Source organism: Pseudomonas koreensis (assembly GCF_024169245.1).
GTDB classification, from domain to species: Bacteria; Pseudomonadota; Gammaproteobacteria; order Pseudomonadales; family Pseudomonadaceae; genus Aquipseudomonas; species Aquipseudomonas koreensis_F.
In genome coordinates this window covers 1136623-1155151 of sequence record NZ_JALJWP010000001.1, presented here as the reverse complement: position 1 = coordinate 1155151, position 18529 = coordinate 1136623, and the positions used below count along the sequence as shown (strand labels likewise).

The following is an 18529-nucleotide window of genomic DNA, read 5'->3' as shown; positions in this document are numbered from 1 at the left end:
CCAGGCAGGTACCCCGTGTCCTTTAACCACTACTACCAAAGCGAACTCACCGCACTGCGCCAGCTCGGTCGCCGTTTCGCCGAGCGTAGTCCGGCGCTGGCGCCGTATCTGGGGCAGGCCGGGCGGGATCCGGATGTGGAGCGGTTGCTCGAAGGCTTTGCGTTTCTCACCGGGCGCCTGCGGCAGAAGCTCGATGACGAGCTGCCGGAGCTCAGCCATTCGCTGATGCAACTGCTGTGGCCGAACTACATGCGCCCGCTGCCGGCGTTCAGCATTCTGCAGTTCGATCCGCTCAAGCGTTCCGGCCCGGCGCTGCTGGTTGAGCGCGATACGCCGATCGAGAGCAAGCCGATCGATGACGTGCGTTGCCGCTTCCGCACCTGCTACCCGACCGAAGTGCTGCCGCTGGACTTGGCTGCGCTGAATTACTCGGTGAAGGGCGACGGCTCGCTGCTCAGCCTGCGTCTGGAAATGAGCGCCGACGGCCATCTCGGTGAACTGGAGCTGAGCAAACTGCGCCTGCACTTTGCCGGCGAGCGCTACATCAGCCAGATGCTCTATCTGAGCCTGCTGCGCAACCTCGACGGCATCGAGCTGATCCCGCTCGACGGCGCCGGCAAGGCGATCGATGGCGTCAGCGGCAAGCCGATGGCGTTCAAGATTCCCGGTGACCGGGTGAAACCGGTGGGTTTTGCCGAAGAAGAAGCCTTGATCCCGTATCCGCTGAACACCTTCCGCGGCTATCGCTACCTGCAGGAATACTTCGCCTTCCAGGACAAGTTCCTCTTCGTCGACGTCAACGGCCTGGACATTCTCAAGGCCTTGCCGGAAGACACCCTCAAGCAGATGCGTGGTCTCGAACTGCGCTTCGACATCCGCAAGAGCGGCATCATGCGCATGCGCCCGACGCTCGATAACGTGAAGCTGTTCTGCACGCCGATCGTCAATCTGTTCGAGCACGACGCACTGCCGATCCGTCTCGATGGCAAGCAGGACGAGTATCTGTTGCTGCCGGCGGAATACGACCTGGAAAACTGCGGTGTGTTTTCGGTGGAAACCGTGACCGGATGGAAGCCCGGCGGTCTCGGTTATCAGGAATACGTGCCGTTCGAATCCTTCGAGCACGATCCGAGTTTCGACGTGCCCAACAGCCGTCCGCATTACAGCATTCGCCAGCGCTCGTCCTTGCTGCATGACGGCCTCGACACTTACCTGAGCTTCGGCATCCGCCACACCGAAGCGCACGAAACCCTGTCGATAGAGCTGATGTGCACCAACCAGAACCTGCCGAAAAAGCTCAAGCTCGGCGACATCTGCATGGCCAGCGAGCAGACCCCGGAATTCCTCAGTTTCCGCAACATTACCCCGGCCACCCCGAGCTTCGCGCCGCCGCTGAACCGTGACTTCCTGTGGAAGCTGATCAGCAACATGTCGCTTAACTATCTGTCGCTGGCGGACGTCAATGCGTTGAAGGTGATTCTGGAAACCTACGACCTGCCGCGCTACTACGACCAGCACGCGGAGAAGGTCAGCAAGCGCCTGCTCGGCGGCCTCAAGCACATCAAGCATCACCACGTCGACCGGTTGCATCGTGGTCTGCCGGTGCGCGGTCTGCGCACCGAACTGACCATCGACCCGGAAGGCTATATCGGCGAAGGCGACCTGTTCGTCTTCGCTTCGGTTCTCAACGAGTTTTTCGCGCTTTACGCCAGTCTCAATTCATTCCATGAGCTGCGGGTAAAAAGCACACAGGGAGAGGTGTACCAATGGACACCACGTATGGGCCTGCAGCCTCTGCTTTAAGCGGGCTGACCAAGGTAATACGCGAGTACTCGCTGTTTCAGGCCGTGCTGCTGGTGATCGACCGGCTGCGCGAGGCACACCCGCATCTGAGCGAAGACGATCTGTACGACCAGGTCGAGTTCCAGGCCAACCCGAGCCTGGGCTTTCCGCGCAGCGACGTCGATCGCGTCGAGTTTTTCGAAGAGCACGGCAAGATGCGCGCGCGCATGCGCTTCAACCTGATCGGCCTGGTCGGCTCCGGTTCGCCGCTGCCGGCGTTCTACGGCGAACAGGCCTTGGGCGACAGCGAGGACGGCAACCCGACGCGCAATTTCCTCGACCTGTTCCACCATCGCCTGCAACGACTGATGCTGCCGATCTGGCGCAAGTACCGCTACCGCGCGAGCTTCCAGAGCGGCGCGATCGACCCGTTCTCGGCGCAGCTGTTTGCCCTGATCGGCCTGGGCGGCGACGAGATCCGCAAGGCCAAGGAACTCAACTGGAAACGCCTGCTACCGTACCTCGGCCTGCTCAGTCTGCGGGCGCACTCGGCGGCGCTGATCGAAGCCGTGCTGCGTTACTACTTCAAGCACGAAGACCTGGTCATCGAGCAGTGCATCGAGCGCCGCGTGGAAATTCTCGACGAGCAGCGCAATCGTTTGGGCCGCGCCAACAGCATGCTCGGCGAAGACCTGGTGCTGGGCGAGCACGTGCGCGATCGCAGCGGCAAATTCCGCATTCACATCACCGAACTCGACTGGCAGCGATTCCATGAATTCCTACCGATCGGTTTCGGCTACCAGCCGCTCTGCGCGCTGGTGCGGTTCACCCTGCGTGACCCGCTCGATTACGACATCCGCCTGGTCCTGCGCCAGGAAGAAATCCGCGAACTGCGCATCGGTGAGCAGAACGCCTGTCGCCTCGGTTGGACCAGTTGGCTGGGCCGCGAAAAAGCGGACGGCGTGGTGACCCTGGGCAGCAAAATTCATTAAGGACGTGAGCCATGATCAACGTAGACCTGCAACAACTCATCCAGGCGCTGGACGCCGAAACCCGTCGTGATCTGGAGCGTTCGGCTGAGCGTTGTGTGGCCCGGGGCGGCAGCAAGATTCTTGTCGAAGACTTGCTGCTGGGCTTGCTCGAGCGTCCGAACGGCTTGCTGTCGCGCGCGTTGCAAGATGCTGACGTCGACGCCGGTGAACTGACCGCTGCATTGCAATCGCGGGTCGAACACAGCGCTTCGCGCAACCCGGTGTTCGCCCCGGAACTGGTGCAATGGCTGCAAGACGCACTGCTGGTGGCCAACCTCGAACTGGGCCAGACCCAAGTCGAAGACGCCGCGCTGATCCTGGCGTTGCTGCGCAACCCGATGCGTTACGCCGGCAGCCGCTATCAACCGCTGCTCGCCAAGCTGAACATCGATCGCCTGAAAGAATTTGCCCTGTCGCAACAGGAGCAACCGGCGGCCAATGGCAAACCGGCGGCGCAGGGCGAATCGCTGTTGCAGCGCTTCACCCACAACCTGACCCAGCAGGCCCGCGACGGCAAACTCGACCCGGTGCTGTGCCGTGACGGCGCGATCCGGCAGATGGTCGACATCCTCGCCCGTCGCCGCAAGAACAACCCGATCGTCGTCGGTGAGGCCGGTGTCGGTAAAACCGCCATCGTCGAAGGCCTCGCTTCGCGCATCGCCGCCGGTGAAGTGCCGCAGGTACTCAAAGGCGTTGAGTTGCTGTCGCTGGACATGGGCCTGTTGCAGGCCGGCGCCAGCGTCAAAGGTGAATTCGAGCGCCGTCTGAAAGGCGTGATCGATGAAGTCAAAGCCTCGCCAAAACCGATCATTCTGTTCATCGACGAAGCCCACACTTTGATCGGCGCGGGCGGCAATGCCGGCGGCTCAGACGCGGCCAACCTGCTGAAACCGGCGCTGGCCCGTGGCGAACTGCGCACCATCGCCGCGACCACCTGGGCCGAGTACAAGAAATACTTCGAGAAAGATCCGGCGCTGGCCCGTCGCTTCCAACCGGTGCAACTGCACGAACCGACCGTCAGCGAAGCGGTGACCATTCTGCGTGGTCTGGCTCAGGTCTACGAGAAGAGCCACGGCATCTACCTGCGCGATGACGCGGTGGTGTCCGCCGCTGAATTGTCCGCGCGTTACCTGGCCGGTCGGCAACTGCCGGACAAAGCCGTCGATGTCCTCGACACCGCCTGCGCCCGCGTGCGCATCAGCCTCGCCGCCGCCCCGGAAAGTCTCGAGCGCCTGCGTGGCGAACTGGCTGAAGGTGGCCGTCAGCGTCAGGCCCTGCGCCGCGATGCCGAGGCCGGTCTGCTGATCGATCACGAAGCGCTGGAGGCACTGGAAGCGCGGCTGGATGAAGCCGAAAGCGAAATGGTTGCACTGGAAACGCTCTGGACTGAACAGAAAGAACTGGCCGAGCGTCTGCTGGAACTGCGTCAGCAACTGGCCAAGGCCCGCGAAGCCGCAGCGGTCGAGCCGACCGTCAGCGTTGAAGAAGACGCCGAAGGCACCGTGATTGAAACCGTGGTCGCCGAAGTCGAAGAAGGCCAGAGCGTCGAAGCGCTGGAAGCTCAGTTGCATGAAACCCACGCCGCGTTGACTGCCGCGCAAGTCAAAGAACGTCTGGTCAGCTTCGAAGTGTGTCCGCGTCTGGTCGCCGAAGTGATCAGCGCCTGGACCGGTGTGCCACTGGCGCAACTGGCCCGCGAGCACAACGCCAAGGTCGCCAGTTTCGCCACCGATCTGCGCACACGCATCCGTGGCCAGGAACAAGCCGTGCACGCACTGGACCGCTCGATGCGCGCCACCGCTGCCGGCCTGAACAAACCTGACGCGCCAGTGGGCGTGTTCCTGCTGGTCGGCCCGAGCGGTGTCGGCAAAACCGAAACCGCGCTGGCCCTGGCTGACCTGTTGTACGGCGGCGATCGTTTCATCACCACCATCAACATGTCCGAGTTCCAGGAGAAGCACACTGTTTCGCGCCTGATCGGTGCACCGCCAGGCTACGTCGGTTACGGCGAGGGCGGCATGCTCACCGAAGCCGTGCGCCAGAAGCCGTATTCGGTGGTGTTGCTCGATGAAGTCGAGAAGGCTGATCCGGACGTGCTCAACCTGTTCTACCAGATCTTCGACAAAGGCGTGGCCAACGACGGCGAAGGTCGCGAAATCGACTTCCGCAACACGCTGATCCTGATGACCTCGAACCTCGGCAGCGACAAGATCAGCGACCTCTGCGAAAACGGCGCACGGCCGACCGCCGAAGTCCTCGAAGAAACCATTCGCCCGGTGCTCAGCAAGCACTTCAAACCGGCGCTGCTGGCGCGGATGAAAGTGGTGCCGTACTACCCGGTGGGCGGCCCGGTGCTGCGCGAGCTGATCGAGATCAAACTCGGTCGTCTCGGCGAACGCCTGAACCGTCGTCAGCTGGAATTCAGCTGGTGCCAGAGCCTCGTCGATCACCTGTCCGAGCGTTGCACGCAAAGCGAAAGCGGCGCGCGCCTGATCGACCATCTGCTTGACCAGCACGTACTGCCGCTGGTGGCCGATCGTCTGCTCGACGCGATGGCGACCGGTGAAAGCCTCAAGCGTGTGCATGCCACGCTCGACGGCAACTCCAGCGTGACCTGCGAGTTCGTCTGAGGTGGGCGTGATGTTCACTCAGGTGCCGCAGCCACTGGTCTACGCCGAAGCGTTGCTGGCGCAGTTCGCCAGTCTGTCGCGGGCGGCGGACAGTGCTGCGCTGCTGGGTGAATTCGTCCGTGGTCTGGCCGAGCTGAGCGGTTGTGAACTGACTCAGCTGTATCTGCTCGACGCCACCCACACTTGCCTGGGGATGAACGCCGAGTGCCTCGACGGCGCGCTGCAACCGCGTCAGGCGGCGAGCCTGCCGGCGGATTACAACGGCGAACAACTGCTGCAATTCGCCCTGTGCCAGAACCGTGTGGTGTGCCTTGACGACCTGACCGGCAGCCTGCACGAAACCAGTTTTCTGCCGGCGGCGAGCACGCCGTGGCAGTCGCTGTTGTGCGTGCCGCTGGTCAATCAGCACAAGTCGGTGGAGGGCTTGCTGCTCTGCGCCAGCCGTCGGCGCACCGATCTGCAAGGTTTTGCCGACTCCCTCGGCCAGCTCGGCTCGTTCGTGCTCGGCCAACTGCATCTGCTGCAACGCCTGCGTCAGCCAGCCGCCGAATCGGCCACCGCCACACGCAGTGTGCCGAGCATCAGCGGCTACGGCCTGATCGGCAAAAGCGCGGCGATGCGCCAGACCTATTCGCTGATCAGCAAGATTCTTCACAGCCCGTACACCGTGCTGTTGCGTGGCGAGACCGGCACCGGCAAGGAAGTGGTGGCACGGGCGATTCACGATTGCGGCCCGCGTCGCTCCCAGGCGTTCATCGTGCAGAACTGCGCGGCGTTTCCAGAAAACCTGCTCGAAAGCGAACTGTTCGGCTACCGCAAAGGCGCCTTCACCGGTGCCGATCGCGATCGCGCCGGGTTGTTCGACGCGGCCAATGGCGGCACGCTGCTGCTCGATGAAATCGGTGACATGCCGTTGTCGCTGCAAGCGAAGATACTGCGCGTGTTGCAGGAAGGTGAAATTCGTCCGCTGGGTTCCAACGACACGCACAAGATCGACGTGCGCATCATCGCCGCGACGCACCGTGATCTGGCGGTGCTGGTCAGCGAAGGCAAGTTCCGCGAGGACTTGTACTACCGCCTCGCGCAATTCCCGATCGAGCTGCCGGCACTGCGTCAGCGCGAAGGCGACATCCTCGATCTGGCCCGGCACTTTGCCGAGAAGACCTGCACGTTTTTGCAGCGCGATCCTGTGCGCTGGTCGGACTCGGCGCTGGAGCATCTGTGCGGTTACACCTTTCCCGGCAACGTTCGCGAACTCAAGGCACTGGTCGAGCGCGCGGTGCTGCTGTGCGAGGGTGGCGAGTTGCTCGCCGAACATTTTTCCCTGCGCCTCGAACCGATGCCCGAGGACAACAGCGGCCTGAATCTGCGCGAACGGCTGGAACAGGTCGAGCGCACATTGCTCCTCGATTGCCTGCGCAAGAACGACGGCAACCAGACCCTCGCCGCCCGCGAACTGGGCCTGCCGCGGCGCACGCTGTTGTATCGACTGGGGCGCTTGAACATCAATCTGGGAGATTTCGATGGCTAGGCAAAAGGTCAGCGATTTTTCCGCAAAAACCCATTTCAGCGCCGCCCGCAAGGGTCGGCGCTTTGTGCTTTGTCTACACCTGGAGACCCTCTGATGTCTGTTCGTCACTGGCACGCTGTCCTGCTGACCCTCGTCGTTCTATGCGGCCTTGGCGGCTGTAGCGGCAATTACAAATTCAACGACAACGACTATCGCCCGTTGGGTGATCCGCAAGCGGTCAATCGCGGCAAGTGACCGCAAGGAGCATCAAACATGGAATTGGTTTTCGAAATGCTGAACACCAAGCAGTTCGTGCCCACCGAGTTGTGCCAGCGGACCTTCAAACAGGCCGGTGGCGTGATCGGGCGCGGCGAGGACTGCGACTGGATCATCCCTGACCGCAAGCGTCACCTGTCCAATCACCACGCGATTGTCAGTTACCGCGAGGGCTCGTTTTTCCTCACCGACACCAGCAGCAACGGTGTTCAGGACGGCAGCAGCGGCGCACGCCTGCACAAGGGCGAGCCGGTGCGCATCGAGCACGGCAGCACCTACATTCTCGGCGACTTCGAGATCCGTGCGCGGCTGGTCCGCGACCCGGCCACGTTCGACGGCGAAGTCGGCCGCCCGCGTGCCGCTGGCAGCATCATTCCGGACGACGCGTTCCTCGATCTCGACCCGCTCAATGCCCTCGAACAGCAAGAGCGCGTCTACTCGGAAATCGACGAGCTGCTGTCGCCCACCGCCAAGCCGGAAGATTCCCGTCAGCGTGCCGACTACGCGCGCATCGACATGGAAAGCCTGATGGTCCCGGAGCTGATTGCCGCCCCGGTCGAGCCTGAGCCGGCGCCTGCGCCGAAAGCCGTCGAGCGTCAGAGCGAAGGTTTCTGGGAGCACTTCGGCGCGGCGCTGGGCGTCGACGTCAAAGCCCTCAGCCACGACGAACGTGAAGCGCTGGCGCTGAACGCAGCGCGCCTGCTGCGCCAGAGCATCGGCGGTTTGCAGCAGAGCCTGCGTACCCGCTCGGAGCTGAAAAACGAGCTGCGTCTGGCCCAGACCACCGTGCAAGGCACCAACAAGAACCCGCTGAAATTCGCCGTCGATCCGAGCGAAGCGCTGCAGATTCTGTTGCAGCCAAGCAAGCCCGGACATCTGCCGGCCGAGCAAGCGATCTCCCGCGCGTTCCGCGATTTGCAGGCGCATCAAGTGGCTCTGCTGACGGCCAGTCGCGCCGCCGTGCGTGGCACGCTGGAGCACTTCTCGCCAGAGCAACTGACCCTGCGTTTCGAGCGCGACAACAAGCCGTTGATCGCGACATCGGGCGGGCGCTGGAGAGCGTTCGGCCGCTATCACCAGGCACTGCGTCAGGACGATGACTGGAGCGAGCGTCTGCTGGCCCGCGACTTCGCCCAGGCCTACGAAGAACAGATCCGCCTGATCTCCACCCTCCACACCGACCACCAAGGATGATGCGCATGTCTCGCCGCTCGACCGCTTTTTTCAAGACGCTGACTGCGCTCACCGTGCTGGTGCTGCTCGCCGGTTGCTCGTCGCTGTCGCCGTACTCGAAAGTGACCAAGATCAACCTCAAGCTGACCGGCAGCGATCAGCTCAACCCGGACCTCAACGGGCGGCCGTCGCCGATCGTCGTGCGCCTGTTCGAACTCAAGCACCCGGTGACCTTCGAGAACGCTGATTTCTTCAGTCTCTACGAACGCGCCAAGGAATCCCTCAACCCGGATCTGGTGGCCAGCGAAGAACTCGAACTGCGCCCGGGTGAAACCGTGGAACTGAAACTCAGCGTGGAGGAGGGCAGCCGTTACGTGGGCATCCTCGCGGCCTATCGCGACCTCGCGGATACGCAATGGCGGCACACCGTGCAGATCACTCCGCTGGAACTCACCGAGGCTGATCTGACCCTCGATCAGGCCGGTATCCGCAACACCCAACAAGTGCTCGCCAAGGCGGATGACTGATCATGAACACCCATAAAGTCATTTGGCAGGAAGGCATGCTGCTGCGCCCGCAGCACTTCCAGCACAACGATCGTTATTACGATCACCAGATGAAAACCCGCACGCAATTGCTTGGTGGCTACACCTGGGGTTTTCTCAATCTGGAAATCGACTTGCAGTTCCTCAACATGGGCAAACTGGTGATCAGTGAAGCCTCGGGGATTCTGCCGGACGGCAGCCTGTTCGAACTCGGCGGCAACACTGAACCGCTGGCACTGGACGTGCCGCCAAACACCGGCAACACGCCGATCTATCTGGCGCTGCCACTGGTCACCGGCAACCACATCGAGGCCCGCCGCCCGGAGCAATCCGACGTGCTCGCGCGCTACACCGCGTATGACGCCGAAGTCGCCGACTCCAACGCTGGTGATGATTCCGCCAGTCAGGTCAGCTGCGGGCGTCCGGACTTCAAACTGCTGCTCGGCGAGCAGCAGAGCGATCAGGCCTACGTGAAGCTGAAAATCTGCGACGTGCTCGACACCACGCCCGACGGCGTGATCAGCCTCGATCCGGATTTCGTCCCGACCTACATTCAGGCCCACGCCTCGAGCTATCTGCTGTCGTGCCTGAAAGAAGTCATCAGCATGCTCAGCCACCGCGGCGACACCATTGCCGAGCGGATTCGCTCCAACGGCAAGGTCGGCGGCGCTGAAGTCGGCGACTTCATGATGCTGCAACTGATCAACCGTACCGAACTGCTGCTGCGCCATTACCTCGGCCTGGAGCAGGTGCATCCGGAAGAGCTGTACCGCACGCTGCTGACCATGCTCGGCGATCTGGCGACCTTCTCCGGCGAGAGCAAACGCCCGCGTCTGGACAGCCGCTATTCCCACGCCGATCAGGGCGCAAGCTTCCGCAAACTGATGGAAGCGATCCGCCAGGTACTGTCGATGGTGCTCGAACAGCACGCCATCGAACTGATCCTGCAGGCGCGTCAGTACGGCATCATCGTCTCGCCGTTGCACGACCACAAACTGCTCGGCTCGGCCTCGTTCGTGCTGGCGGCCAGTGCCAACTGCGACTCCGAAGAATTGCGCCAGCGCTTGCCGCAGCACCTCAAGGTCGGCCCGGTGGAGCGCATCCGCCAACTGGTCAACCTGCACTTGCCGGGGATCAAGGTCAAACCGTTGCCGGTGGCCCCACGGCAGATCGCGTTCCACTCGAACAAAACCTATTTCATCCTCGAACTCAGTTCCGAAGACCTGGCACAACTCGAGCGCTCCGGCGGTTTCGCGTTCCACGTGTCCGGCGAATTCGCCGAGCTTGAACTGAAATTCTGGGCCATCAGGAACTGACCGACATGATCAAGGAAACGGATTACAACCAGGACGACAAAACCGTCCTGCTCGACCGTCAGGGCCACGGACCGGCATCGAGTCCGCTGACCGATTTCGCCGCACCGCCGCGTTTCGAGCAACTGGAAGAACGCATGATCTACGCCGCGCGCCTGCGTCCGGCGGAGGCGTTCAACATCAGCCTCAACTCGCTGGTGGCAGCCTCGTCCGACCTGCTCTCGGAAGTGGTGCGTCTCAAGCACAGCGAGACCCGCGAAGATCTGTACGCGCTGAATGAGCGGCTGACCGCCGGGCTCAAGTTGTTCGAAGTGCGCGCCCTGCACAATGGTGCGGAAAGCAGCCAGGTAATGGCCGCGCGTTACGTGCTCTGCACCGTGGTCGACGAAGCCGTCGTGACCACGCCGTGGGGCAACGAAAGCGAGTGGTCGCAGATGAGCCTGCTGAGCAGCTTCCACAACGAAACCTTCGGCGGCGAGAAGTTTTTCCAGCTGCTCGATCGGCTGTCGAAAAACCCGGTCAAGCACCTGCCGATGCTCGAACTGATGTACCTGTGCCTGTCGCTCGGTTTCGAGGGCAAGTACCGCGTGCAGGCACGCGGCATGCTCGAACTCGAAGGCATCCGCGACGCCTTGTACCGGCAGATCCGTCAGTTGCGCGGCGACGTGCCGCGCGAGTTGTCGCCGCACTGGGAAGGTCTCAACGATCAGCGCCGCAACCTGGTGCGCATCGTGCCGGCGTGGATGGTGGTGCTCTTTACTCTGGTCTGTCTGGTGGTGATGTATTCGGGCTTCGCCTGGGTCCTGAGCGAACAACGCGACACCGTTCTGCATCCTTATCAGCCGCTTGATCCAGCCGCGGTGCAACCGCAGGCGCAGCCGTAAAACAGGGACGTGTGATGAAAAAGTTTTTCAAGAAAGTCGGCGCCTTCCTGCGCCAGACCTGGGTCTGGACCTTGCTGCTGGTGCTGTTCGTGGCACTGCTGGTGTGGTTTGTCGGCCCACTGTTGGCGGTTGATGATTACAAGTTCTGGGAAAGCGCGACCTCGCGCCTGCTGACCATCAGCGTGCTGTTCCTGATCTGGGGCCTGACCATGGTCTTCGTCAGCTGGCGCGCCGGTATCCGCAAGAAAGCCGAGGAAGAAAGCGAGGACGGCCAGGACCGCATTCGCCGCGAAGAGCTGATCGACGAAGAACAGAAAGAGTTGAAGGCGCGTTTCAAGGACGCACTGAAAACCCTGAAGACGTCGAGCCTGTATCGCGGTCGCAGCGAGCGCTGGCGCAGTGACTTGCCGTGGTACCTGCTGATCGGTCCGCAGGCTTCCGGCAAGACCAGCCTGCTGGACTTTTCCGGGCTGGAATTCCCGATCAACAAGATCGACCGCAAGCTCACTCGCGACACCCTCGGCACCCGTCATTGCGACTGGTATTTTGCCGACCACGGTGTGCTGATCGATACCGCCGGGCGCTACACGACTCAGCCGGACGCCGAAGTCGACGGCAACGCCTGGACCACCCTGCTGGAGCTGCTGCGCAAGCGTCGTCGTGGCCGTCCGCTTAACGGCGTGCTGGTGACCATTCCGGTGGAAACCCTGACCGGCGGCAGCGAGCAGGACATCGATACGCTGGCGCGCCAGGTGCGCAGCCGTCTGCAGGACGTGCATCAGAAACTGCACGTCGACGTGCCGGTGTATCTGGTGCTGAGCAAGGCTGACAAGCTGCTCGGCTTCGACGAGTTCTTCGATCAACTGACCCGCGAGGAAAGTGATCAAGTGCTCGGCACGAGTTTCCGCAAGGATCAGGTCGGCACCGACGTCGCGGTGCTGCGCAACGAGTTCGAAGAGCTGCTGCGCCGCCTGAACAGCCAAGTGATCATGCGCATGCACTCCGAGCGCGATACTCAGCGCCGTGGACGCATCCTCGATTTCCCGCATCAGTTGGGGCAGATCGGCGAGCGCCTGTGCCTGTTCGTCGACATGGCGTTCACCGGCAACCGTTATCAGCGTGCCACGCAACTGCGCGGTTTCTACCTGACCAGCGCGCCGCACCTGACCCAGGAAATGGATTCGACCACCGCCGGCATCGGCGCCAGCCTCGGCATGAACGCCGGCGTGCTGCCGACCCTGCGCAGTGGCCGTTCGCGGTTCATCCATCACTTGCTCAGCCAGGTGATTTTCCCCGAGGCCGATCTGGCCGGTCTGGACAAGCGCGAGCGCAGCCGCATTCATTGGGGCCAGCGCGCGCTGTACGTCGGTGCACTGGCGGCACTGGCGCTGTTCGGCATGCTTTGGGCCGGCGGTTTCTCGGCCAACTACGAGCGTCTGGAAAACCTGCGCACGCTGGCGCAGAACTGGACCCAGCAACGCTCGGCCGTCACGCCGCGCGATGACGCCATGGGTGTGCTGAAAGTGCTCGACACCAGCTACGCTGCGACCCAGGTGTTCCCGAACAAGGGCGACGTCTCGTACCACGAGCGTGGCGGCCTGTATCAGGGCGAAGAGATCAACCCGGTGGTGAAAACCGCCTACGAGCGTGAACTTGAAGCGCAGTTGCTGCCGCGGGTGGCGACCATGCTGGAAGGGCAGATCCGCGCCAACATGAAGGACCGCGATCGACTGCTCAACAGCCTGCGCGCGTACCTGATGTTGAACATGAAGGATCGTCGCGACGCGGCGTGGCTCAAGGACTGGGTCGCCACTGACTGGTCGCAGCGCTACACCGGCAACACCGCTGTGCAGAACGGTCTGAATACTCACCTTGAGCGCTTGCTCAAGCAGCCGTTCATCTACCCGCTGAACGACCAACTGGTGACGCAGGCGCGTCAGGTCCTGCGCAGCGAATCGCTAGCCAACGTGGTTTACCGCATGCTCCGCGAGCAGGCGCGCAACCTGCCGGACTATCGTTTCAGCCAACACCTCGGCCCGCAAGGCTCGCTGTTCATCGGCACCGAATACGTGATCCCGGGTTTCTACACTCAACAGGGTTATCAGCAGTATTTCTCGGTGCAGGGCGCCGCGCTGGTCACCGATATCCTGCGCGACAACTGGGTGCTGGGCGAAGGTGCGGGCATCAGCGACATGGACTTGCGTCGCCTGATGGTCGAGCTGGAGCAACTGTACTTCCGCGACTACGCCAACTATTGGAGCGAAGCCGTTGGCCAGGTCGCGCTGCCACCGATCAGCGACGCCGGCGAAGGCGCCGAGCAACTGGCGGGCCTGACTTCGGCCAACTCGCCGGTCCTCGCATTGCTCACCGAAGTGCGTGAAAACACCCGCTTCGAAGCTGCGGTTGATCCGGTCGACGAAGCCGGCGAAGCCGCCGATGCGCTGGCCGGGCAGAAAGGCAAACTGGGCAAGGTCGGCAAACTCGCCGCCGCCGCCGCCGACAAGGCTTCGGCGCTGAACGTGGCGAAGAATCTGCCGGACACCGCGAAGAAATCCCTGCAACGCCGCTTCGAACCGCTGCATCGTCTGCTCGATGACAACAACGGCCCGGGCGCTGATCTGACGCCAGCGTTCAGCGCGCTCAACGACCTGCAACTGCAACTGGCCGGTCTGGCCCGTTCCAGCACGCCGGAACAAGCCGCGTTCGAAATGGCCAAGACGCGCATGAGCGGCCAGCGTGATGCGCTGACCAACCTGCGCAATGCCTCCGGTCGTCTGCCGCGTCCGCTCAGCGTGTGGTTCAACGTACTGGCCGAAGACTCGTGGCGTCTGGTGCTTAACGATGCTTACCAATACCTGAACGGCCGTTATCAGAACGAGCTGTACAGCGTGTATGGCAAAACCATCAGCAAGCGTTATCCGTTCAGCGCCAGCAGCACCAGCGACGTGGCGATCAGCGATTTCCGTGAGTTCTTCCGCGCTCAAGGTACCGTCGACCGTTTCTTCGACAGCTACATGCGTCCGTTCGTCAGTGGCGATCCCGGCAACTACCGCATGCGCAGCGTCGATGGTCACAGCCTGCCGGTATCCAAGGTCTACCTCGACCAGATGGCGGCGGCGCAGACCATTCGCCAGAGCTTCTTCTCGATCAACCCGGCCGAGCCGACCGTACAGTTCAAACTTGAGCCATACACCCTCGATCCGGCGGTCAGTCGCTCAGAATTCAAGTTCGGCGACAAGACCATGGAATACCGTCACGGCCCGATCCTGCCAATGACCTTCAAGTGGCCGACCGATGCTGAAGACGGTCGCACCAGTCTGGTCATGGACAAGATGGCCGGGCGTCCGATCGGTATCGAGAAGAACTCCGGCCCATGGTCGCTGTTCCGTCTGTTCGACCTGATGCAGACCGAGTACCTGAACGGTCGTGACGTGCTGGTACTGAAAGCCGACGTGGGCGGCCTGCGCGCCAACTACCTGCTGACCAGCCAGCGCACGCCGAACCCGTTCGACATGGGCGTGCTGCGCACCTTCCGTATGCCGGTGCAGCTCTGATGCTGGTGGCCAGTCCCTGGCGCAGCGCGGCGCGTACCGACCCGGGCAAGGTGCGGGCGCGCAACGAAGATGCCTTCCTCGATTCCCCGCAGCATGGGCTGTGGGTGGTCGCGGACGGCATGGGCGGTCATCAGGGTGGCGACATCGCCAGCCAGTTGATCGTCGCCAGCCTGGCTGAGTTGCCGCAACACGAGGACTTCGACGAACGCCTCAAAGCCATCCGCCAGTGCCTGCACTGGCTGAACCGGCGACTGGGGCAAGAGTTGACCGTCACTGCCGGGCGCCACGACAGCATCATGGGCAGCACCGTCGTCGCGCTGCTGGTGGAAGGCAATCGCGCGGCCTGCATCTGGGCCGGTGACAGCCGTTGCTACATGTGGCGCGGGCAGCGTTTGTATCAGCTGTCCAAGGACCATTCGCTGCAACAGCAGTTGATCGACGAGCAGCAAATGAGCGTCGAGCAGGCGGCAGCACACCCGGCGGCTCAGGCCTTGACCCGAGCCGTCGGCGCCGCCGACACACTGACCCTGGATGTGCTCGAGCTCGAGGTCTATCCGGGCGATGTGTTTTTGCTCTGCAGCGATGGTTTGTATCAGGGCCTGAGCAGCGACGCCCTCGGCAACGCCCTCAGCCTCAGCGCGCCGCACGTGGCGCTGGAACGTTTGTTCGACGGCGCTCTGCGTGGCGCTGCGCGGGACAACCTGACTGCCGTGGTGATCCGCCAATGAGTGAACTCGAATCGCCCATCGATGACTTGCTGATCAGCGAGGAGCAGGCCAACAACCTGACCTACTTCGCCTTCGCCAAGGGCAACAAGGCTGAACCGTTGCTGGCGCCGACCAAGGCCAGCATCGGTGCGCTGCCGGATGTACTCGTCGGTCGCTACCACCTCGAGCGCTTGCTCGGGGCCGGTGGCATGGGCGCCGTTTACCGGGCGCGGGATCTGCTGCACGAACAGTTCGGCGATCCCAACCCTTACATTGCGCTGAAAATCCTCAGCGAAGAATTTGCCGAATCGCCGGATGCCAGTGCCTTGCTCTACAGCGAGTTCGCCCTGACCCGACGCCTGCGCCACGACAACGTCGTGCGTGCGCACACCTTTGAAGTCGACACCGACTGCCAGCGGGCCTTCATCACCATGGAATACATGCGTGGCCTGACCCTGGACAAATTGCTCTGCGAGCGGCCCCTCGGCCTGCCGTGGCAAGAACTGCGCGACATCGTCCTGCCGCTGCTCGACACGTTGGCCTACGCCCACCGTCGCGGCGTGCTGCACGGTGACCTGAAACCGAGCAACGTCATGCTCAGCGAAGACGGCCTGCGCCTGTTCGACTTCGGTCTGGGACAGGCAGAAGAGGGCACCTTGCCCGGCCTGCCGCACCTGAGCCGCGAGCGTTTCAACGCCTGGACCCCGGGCTACGCCGCCCCCGAACTGCTTGAGGGTCAACCGTTGTCGGCCAGCGCGGACGTGTACGGCGTGGCCTGCGTGATCTATGAACTGGCGAGCGGCAAACATCCGTTCCGCCGCTTGCCCTCGACCCAGGCCCGCGACGAGCACCTGGAGCGCGAGCTGCGCGCCCCAGCGAATCTACCCCAGCACGGCTGGCAAGCGCTGCGAACCGCGCTGAGCTTCAACCCGGCAGAGCGCACCATCACTGCCCAACAACTGCGTGACGCCTTGGGCGCCACTTCGTCCTGGCTGCAACGTCTGCGACTTCGGGCGTAACGGATGACATTCGAACAGGGAGCACACGATGTTCAACTCAGCTAACGAAACCCACTTCAGCCTCAAGGTCGAAGACTACGTCGGCGACCTGCAAGTGCTGTCGTTCACCGGCACCGAAGGCATCAGCCAGGCGTTTCGCTTCGACCTCGAACTGGTCAGCGAAAACCCGGATCTGGACCTCGAACAACTGCTGCACAAGCAGGCGTTTCTGGCATTCGATCCACAGGGCTCGGGGATTCACGGGCAGATCTACCGCGTCGCCCAGGGCGATGCCGGCAAGCGCCTGACCCGCTACAAAGTGTCGATCGTGCCGCAACTGCAATACCTGCATCACCGCACCAACCAGCGCATCTACCAGCAGATGTCGGCACCGAAAATCATCGCGCTGATCCTCGAAGAACACGGCATCAAGAGCAACGCCTACAGCTTCCAGCTCAGCGAGCCGTGCCCGGATCGCGACTACTGCGTGCAGTACGACGAAACCGACCTGCACTTTGTCCAGCGCCTGTGCGAAGAAGAGGGCATTCACTACCACTTCCAGCACAGCGAAAAAGCTCACCTGCTGGTATTCGGTGATGACCAGACCGTATTCCAGAACCTTGGGCAGCCAACTGCTTATGTGCAGGGCAGCGGCATGGTCGCGGACGAGCCGGTAATCAAAGCCTTCAAACTGCGCCTTGAAACCCGCACCACCCGCACCACTCGCCGTGACTACGACTTCGAAAAACCGCGCCTGCAAATGGAAGCCGCGTTTAAACCAGAGAGCAGACCAGACAGCGACAGCACCGAGCCGGATCTGGAAGATTACGACTACCCCGGCCGCTTCATCGACCGCGCGCGCGGCAAGTTCCTCAGCCAGCGCGCCCTCGAACGCCACCGCGCCGACTACCGCCAGGCCGAAGGTCGCGGCGACCAGACCAGACTGGTCAGCGGCCACTTCATGGAAATGTCCGATCACCCGCGCAGCGAGTGGAACGACCTGTGGCTGCTCACCGAAATCTTCCACGAAGGCAAACAGCCGCAAGTCCTCGAAGAAGGCGTGACCAGCGACACCACCGACGACAAGGACGATTTCCACCAGGGCTACCGCAACACCTTCCTCGCCACCCCGTGGGACGTGTTCTACCGTCCAGCCCTCGAACACCCGAAACCACGCGTGCTCGGCAGCCAGACCGCCATGGTCACCGGCCCCAAAGGCGAAGAAATCCACTGCGACCAATACGGCCGCATCAAAGTGCAATTCCACTGGGACCGCGAAGGCCTCGCCGACGACAAAACCAGCTGCTGGCTACGGGTCTCCAGCTCCTGGGCCGGCGACCGCTACGGCGCCATCAGCATCCCGCGCATCGGCATGGAAGTCCTCGTCACCTTCCTCGAAGGCGACCCCGATCAACCGCTGGTGACCGGCTGTCTGTACCACAAGGAAAACCCGGTGCCGTACGCCCTGCCGGCAAACAAAACCCGCAGCGTGTTCAAGACACTCAGCTCACCGGGGGGCGGTGGTTACAACGAACTGCGCATTGAAGACAAGAAAGGTGCAGAGCAGATCTACATTCATGCCCAGCGCGATTGGGATGAGAACGTTGAGCACGATCAGAAGATTCGGGTCGGCAATGAACGTCATGACACGGTGGTTAAGAACACCTACACCGAGCTCAAGGCCGAAGAACACCGCACCACGATTTCCGACCGTAAGGTTGAAGCGAAGCTGGATGATCACCTCACGGTTGGGCAGAACCAGCATGTGAAACTGGGGACTGCGCAGCTCACCAGTGTGGGGAAAGAGATTCACCTTAAGGCTGGGGACAAGATTGTTATTGAGGCGGGGACGGAGCTGACCATTCTTGGGGGTGGGAGCTTTATCAAGCTCGATGGCGGTGGGGTTACGGTGGTTGGGCCGGTGATCAAGATCAATGCGGGTGGTTCTGCGGGGGCGGGGACTGGCATTGGTATCAAGCCGCCAGTGCTGCCGGGGGCGGCGGATAAGGATAAGGCGGGGAGTTTGATGGATCAGGCGTTGGGGAATGCGGTGCCTGAGAAGGTTAAGCCGAAGGCTTTTTTTGTGTTTTCTGAGTGATGAATGTCGTGATGACAACAAACAGGTA

Annotated in this window: 13 protein-coding genes; all 13 read left to right on the top strand. The window is 62.3% G+C overall.

What is annotated here, in order from left to right; translation table 11 throughout:
• The first annotated feature begins 15 nt into the window (after window positions 1-15).
• The 13 genes from tssF to J2Y90_RS05345 all read left to right on the top strand — a co-directional run bounded on the left by tssF (window position 16) and on the right by J2Y90_RS05345 (window position 18501).
• The gene (gene tssF / locus J2Y90_RS05405; RefSeq protein WP_253497252.1) at window positions 16-1803 is read left to right on the top strand and encodes a type VI secretion system baseplate subunit TssF; all 1788 of its coding nucleotides are present in this window, start codon (window positions 16-18) and stop codon (window positions 1801-1803) included.
• Complete coding sequence (gene tssG / locus J2Y90_RS05400) at window positions 1767-2774, top strand: type VI secretion system baseplate subunit TssG (protein WP_253497250.1); 1008 nt, start codon at window positions 1767-1769, stop codon at window positions 2772-2774. Before tssF ends, tssG begins: the two co-directional genes overlap by 37 nt.
• Before the next feature lie 11 nt (window positions 2775-2785).
• Window positions 2786-5443, top strand: a complete 2658-nt coding sequence (gene tssH / locus J2Y90_RS05395) for a type VI secretion system ATPase TssH (RefSeq protein ID WP_253497248.1) — start codon at window positions 2786-2788, stop codon at window positions 5441-5443.
• Between the two features lie 10 nt (window positions 5444-5453).
• Window positions 5454-6974 (top strand): sigma-54 interaction domain-containing protein, encoded by a 1521-nt coding sequence (locus tag J2Y90_RS05390; protein ID WP_253497246.1) that lies wholly within the window; start codon window positions 5454-5456, stop codon window positions 6972-6974.
• Between the two features lie 93 nt (window positions 6975-7067).
• A complete protein-coding gene (locus J2Y90_RS05385) occupies window positions 7068-7208 on the top strand; it encodes a hypothetical protein (protein WP_003229566.1) in 141 nt (46 codons plus the stop codon).
• Window positions 7209-7226: 18 nt separating this feature from the next.
• Window positions 7227-8423: a type VI secretion system-associated FHA domain protein TagH gene (gene tagH / locus J2Y90_RS05380; RefSeq protein ID WP_042608095.1), complete on the top strand. Its 1197-nt coding sequence runs from the start codon at window positions 7227-7229 to the stop codon at window positions 8421-8423.
• Window positions 8424-8428: 5 nt separating this feature from the next.
• Entirely contained in the window at window positions 8429-8929 is a 501-nt protein-coding gene (gene tssJ / locus J2Y90_RS05375; protein ID WP_253497244.1) for a type VI secretion system lipoprotein TssJ, read from the top strand.
• Between the two features lie 2 nt (window positions 8930-8931).
• Window positions 8932-10263 carry a type VI secretion system baseplate subunit TssK gene (gene tssK, locus J2Y90_RS05370; RefSeq protein ID WP_016772510.1) on the top strand — a complete coding sequence of 444 codons (1332 nt, stop codon included), beginning with the start codon at window positions 8932-8934 and terminating at the stop codon, window positions 10261-10263.
• 5 nt (window positions 10264-10268) lie between these two features.
• Window positions 10269-11144, top strand: a complete 876-nt coding sequence (gene icmH / locus J2Y90_RS05365; RefSeq protein ID WP_016772511.1) for a type IVB secretion system protein IcmH/DotU — start codon at window positions 10269-10271, stop codon at window positions 11142-11144.
• Between the two features lie 14 nt (window positions 11145-11158).
• A complete protein-coding gene (tssM, locus tag J2Y90_RS05360) occupies window positions 11159-14698 on the top strand; it encodes a type VI secretion system membrane subunit TssM (protein ID WP_253497242.1) in 3540 nt (1179 codons plus the stop codon).
• Window positions 14698-15426, top strand: coding sequence for a PP2C family protein-serine/threonine phosphatase (locus J2Y90_RS05355; RefSeq protein WP_041476618.1), 729 nt, complete (start codon window positions 14698-14700; stop codon window positions 15424-15426). Before tssM ends, J2Y90_RS05355 begins: the two co-directional genes overlap by 1 nt.
• The gene (locus tag J2Y90_RS05350) at window positions 15423-16424 is read left to right on the top strand and encodes a serine/threonine-protein kinase (RefSeq protein WP_253497240.1); all 1002 of its coding nucleotides are present in this window, start codon (window positions 15423-15425) and stop codon (window positions 16422-16424) included. Before J2Y90_RS05355 ends, J2Y90_RS05350 begins: the two co-directional genes overlap by 4 nt.
• A 28-nt stretch (window positions 16425-16452) precedes the next feature.
• Entirely contained in the window at window positions 16453-18501 is a 2049-nt protein-coding gene (locus tag J2Y90_RS05345) for a type VI secretion system Vgr family protein (protein ID WP_253497237.1), read from the top strand.
• The last annotated feature ends 28 nt before the right edge of the window (window positions 18502-18529 follow it).

Excerpts from the sequence above, each read along its gene's own strand:
- tssG (WP_253497250.1), top strand. The coding sequence starts at position 1,767 with ATGGACACCACGTATGGGCCTGCAGCCTCTGCTTTAAGCGGGCTGACC.
- tssH (WP_253497248.1), top strand. The coding sequence starts at position 2,786 with ATGATCAACGTAGACCTGCAACAACTCATCCAGGCGCTGGACGCCGAA.
- J2Y90_RS05390 (WP_253497246.1), top strand. The coding sequence starts at position 5,454 with ATGTTCACTCAGGTGCCGCAGCCACTGGTCTACGCCGAAGCGTTGCTG.
- J2Y90_RS05385 (WP_003229566.1), top strand. The coding sequence starts at position 7,068 with ATGTCTGTTCGTCACTGGCACGCTGTCCTGCTGACCCTCGTCGTTCTA.
- tagH (WP_042608095.1), top strand. The coding sequence starts at position 7,227 with ATGGAATTGGTTTTCGAAATGCTGAACACCAAGCAGTTCGTGCCCACC.
- tssJ (WP_253497244.1), top strand. The coding sequence starts at position 8,429 with ATGTCTCGCCGCTCGACCGCTTTTTTCAAGACGCTGACTGCGCTCACC.
- tssK (WP_016772510.1), top strand. The coding sequence starts at position 8,932 with ATGAACACCCATAAAGTCATTTGGCAGGAAGGCATGCTGCTGCGCCCG.
- icmH (WP_016772511.1), top strand. The coding sequence starts at position 10,269 with ATGATCAAGGAAACGGATTACAACCAGGACGACAAAACCGTCCTGCTC.
- tssM (WP_253497242.1), top strand. The coding sequence starts at position 11,159 with ATGAAAAAGTTTTTCAAGAAAGTCGGCGCCTTCCTGCGCCAGACCTGG.
- J2Y90_RS05355 (WP_041476618.1), top strand. The coding sequence starts at position 14,698 with ATGCTGGTGGCCAGTCCCTGGCGCAGCGCGGCGCGTACCGACCCGGGC.
- J2Y90_RS05350 (WP_253497240.1), top strand. The coding sequence starts at position 15,423 with ATGAGTGAACTCGAATCGCCCATCGATGACTTGCTGATCAGCGAGGAG.
- J2Y90_RS05345 (WP_253497237.1), top strand. The coding sequence starts at position 16,453 with ATGTTCAACTCAGCTAACGAAACCCACTTCAGCCTCAAGGTCGAAGAC.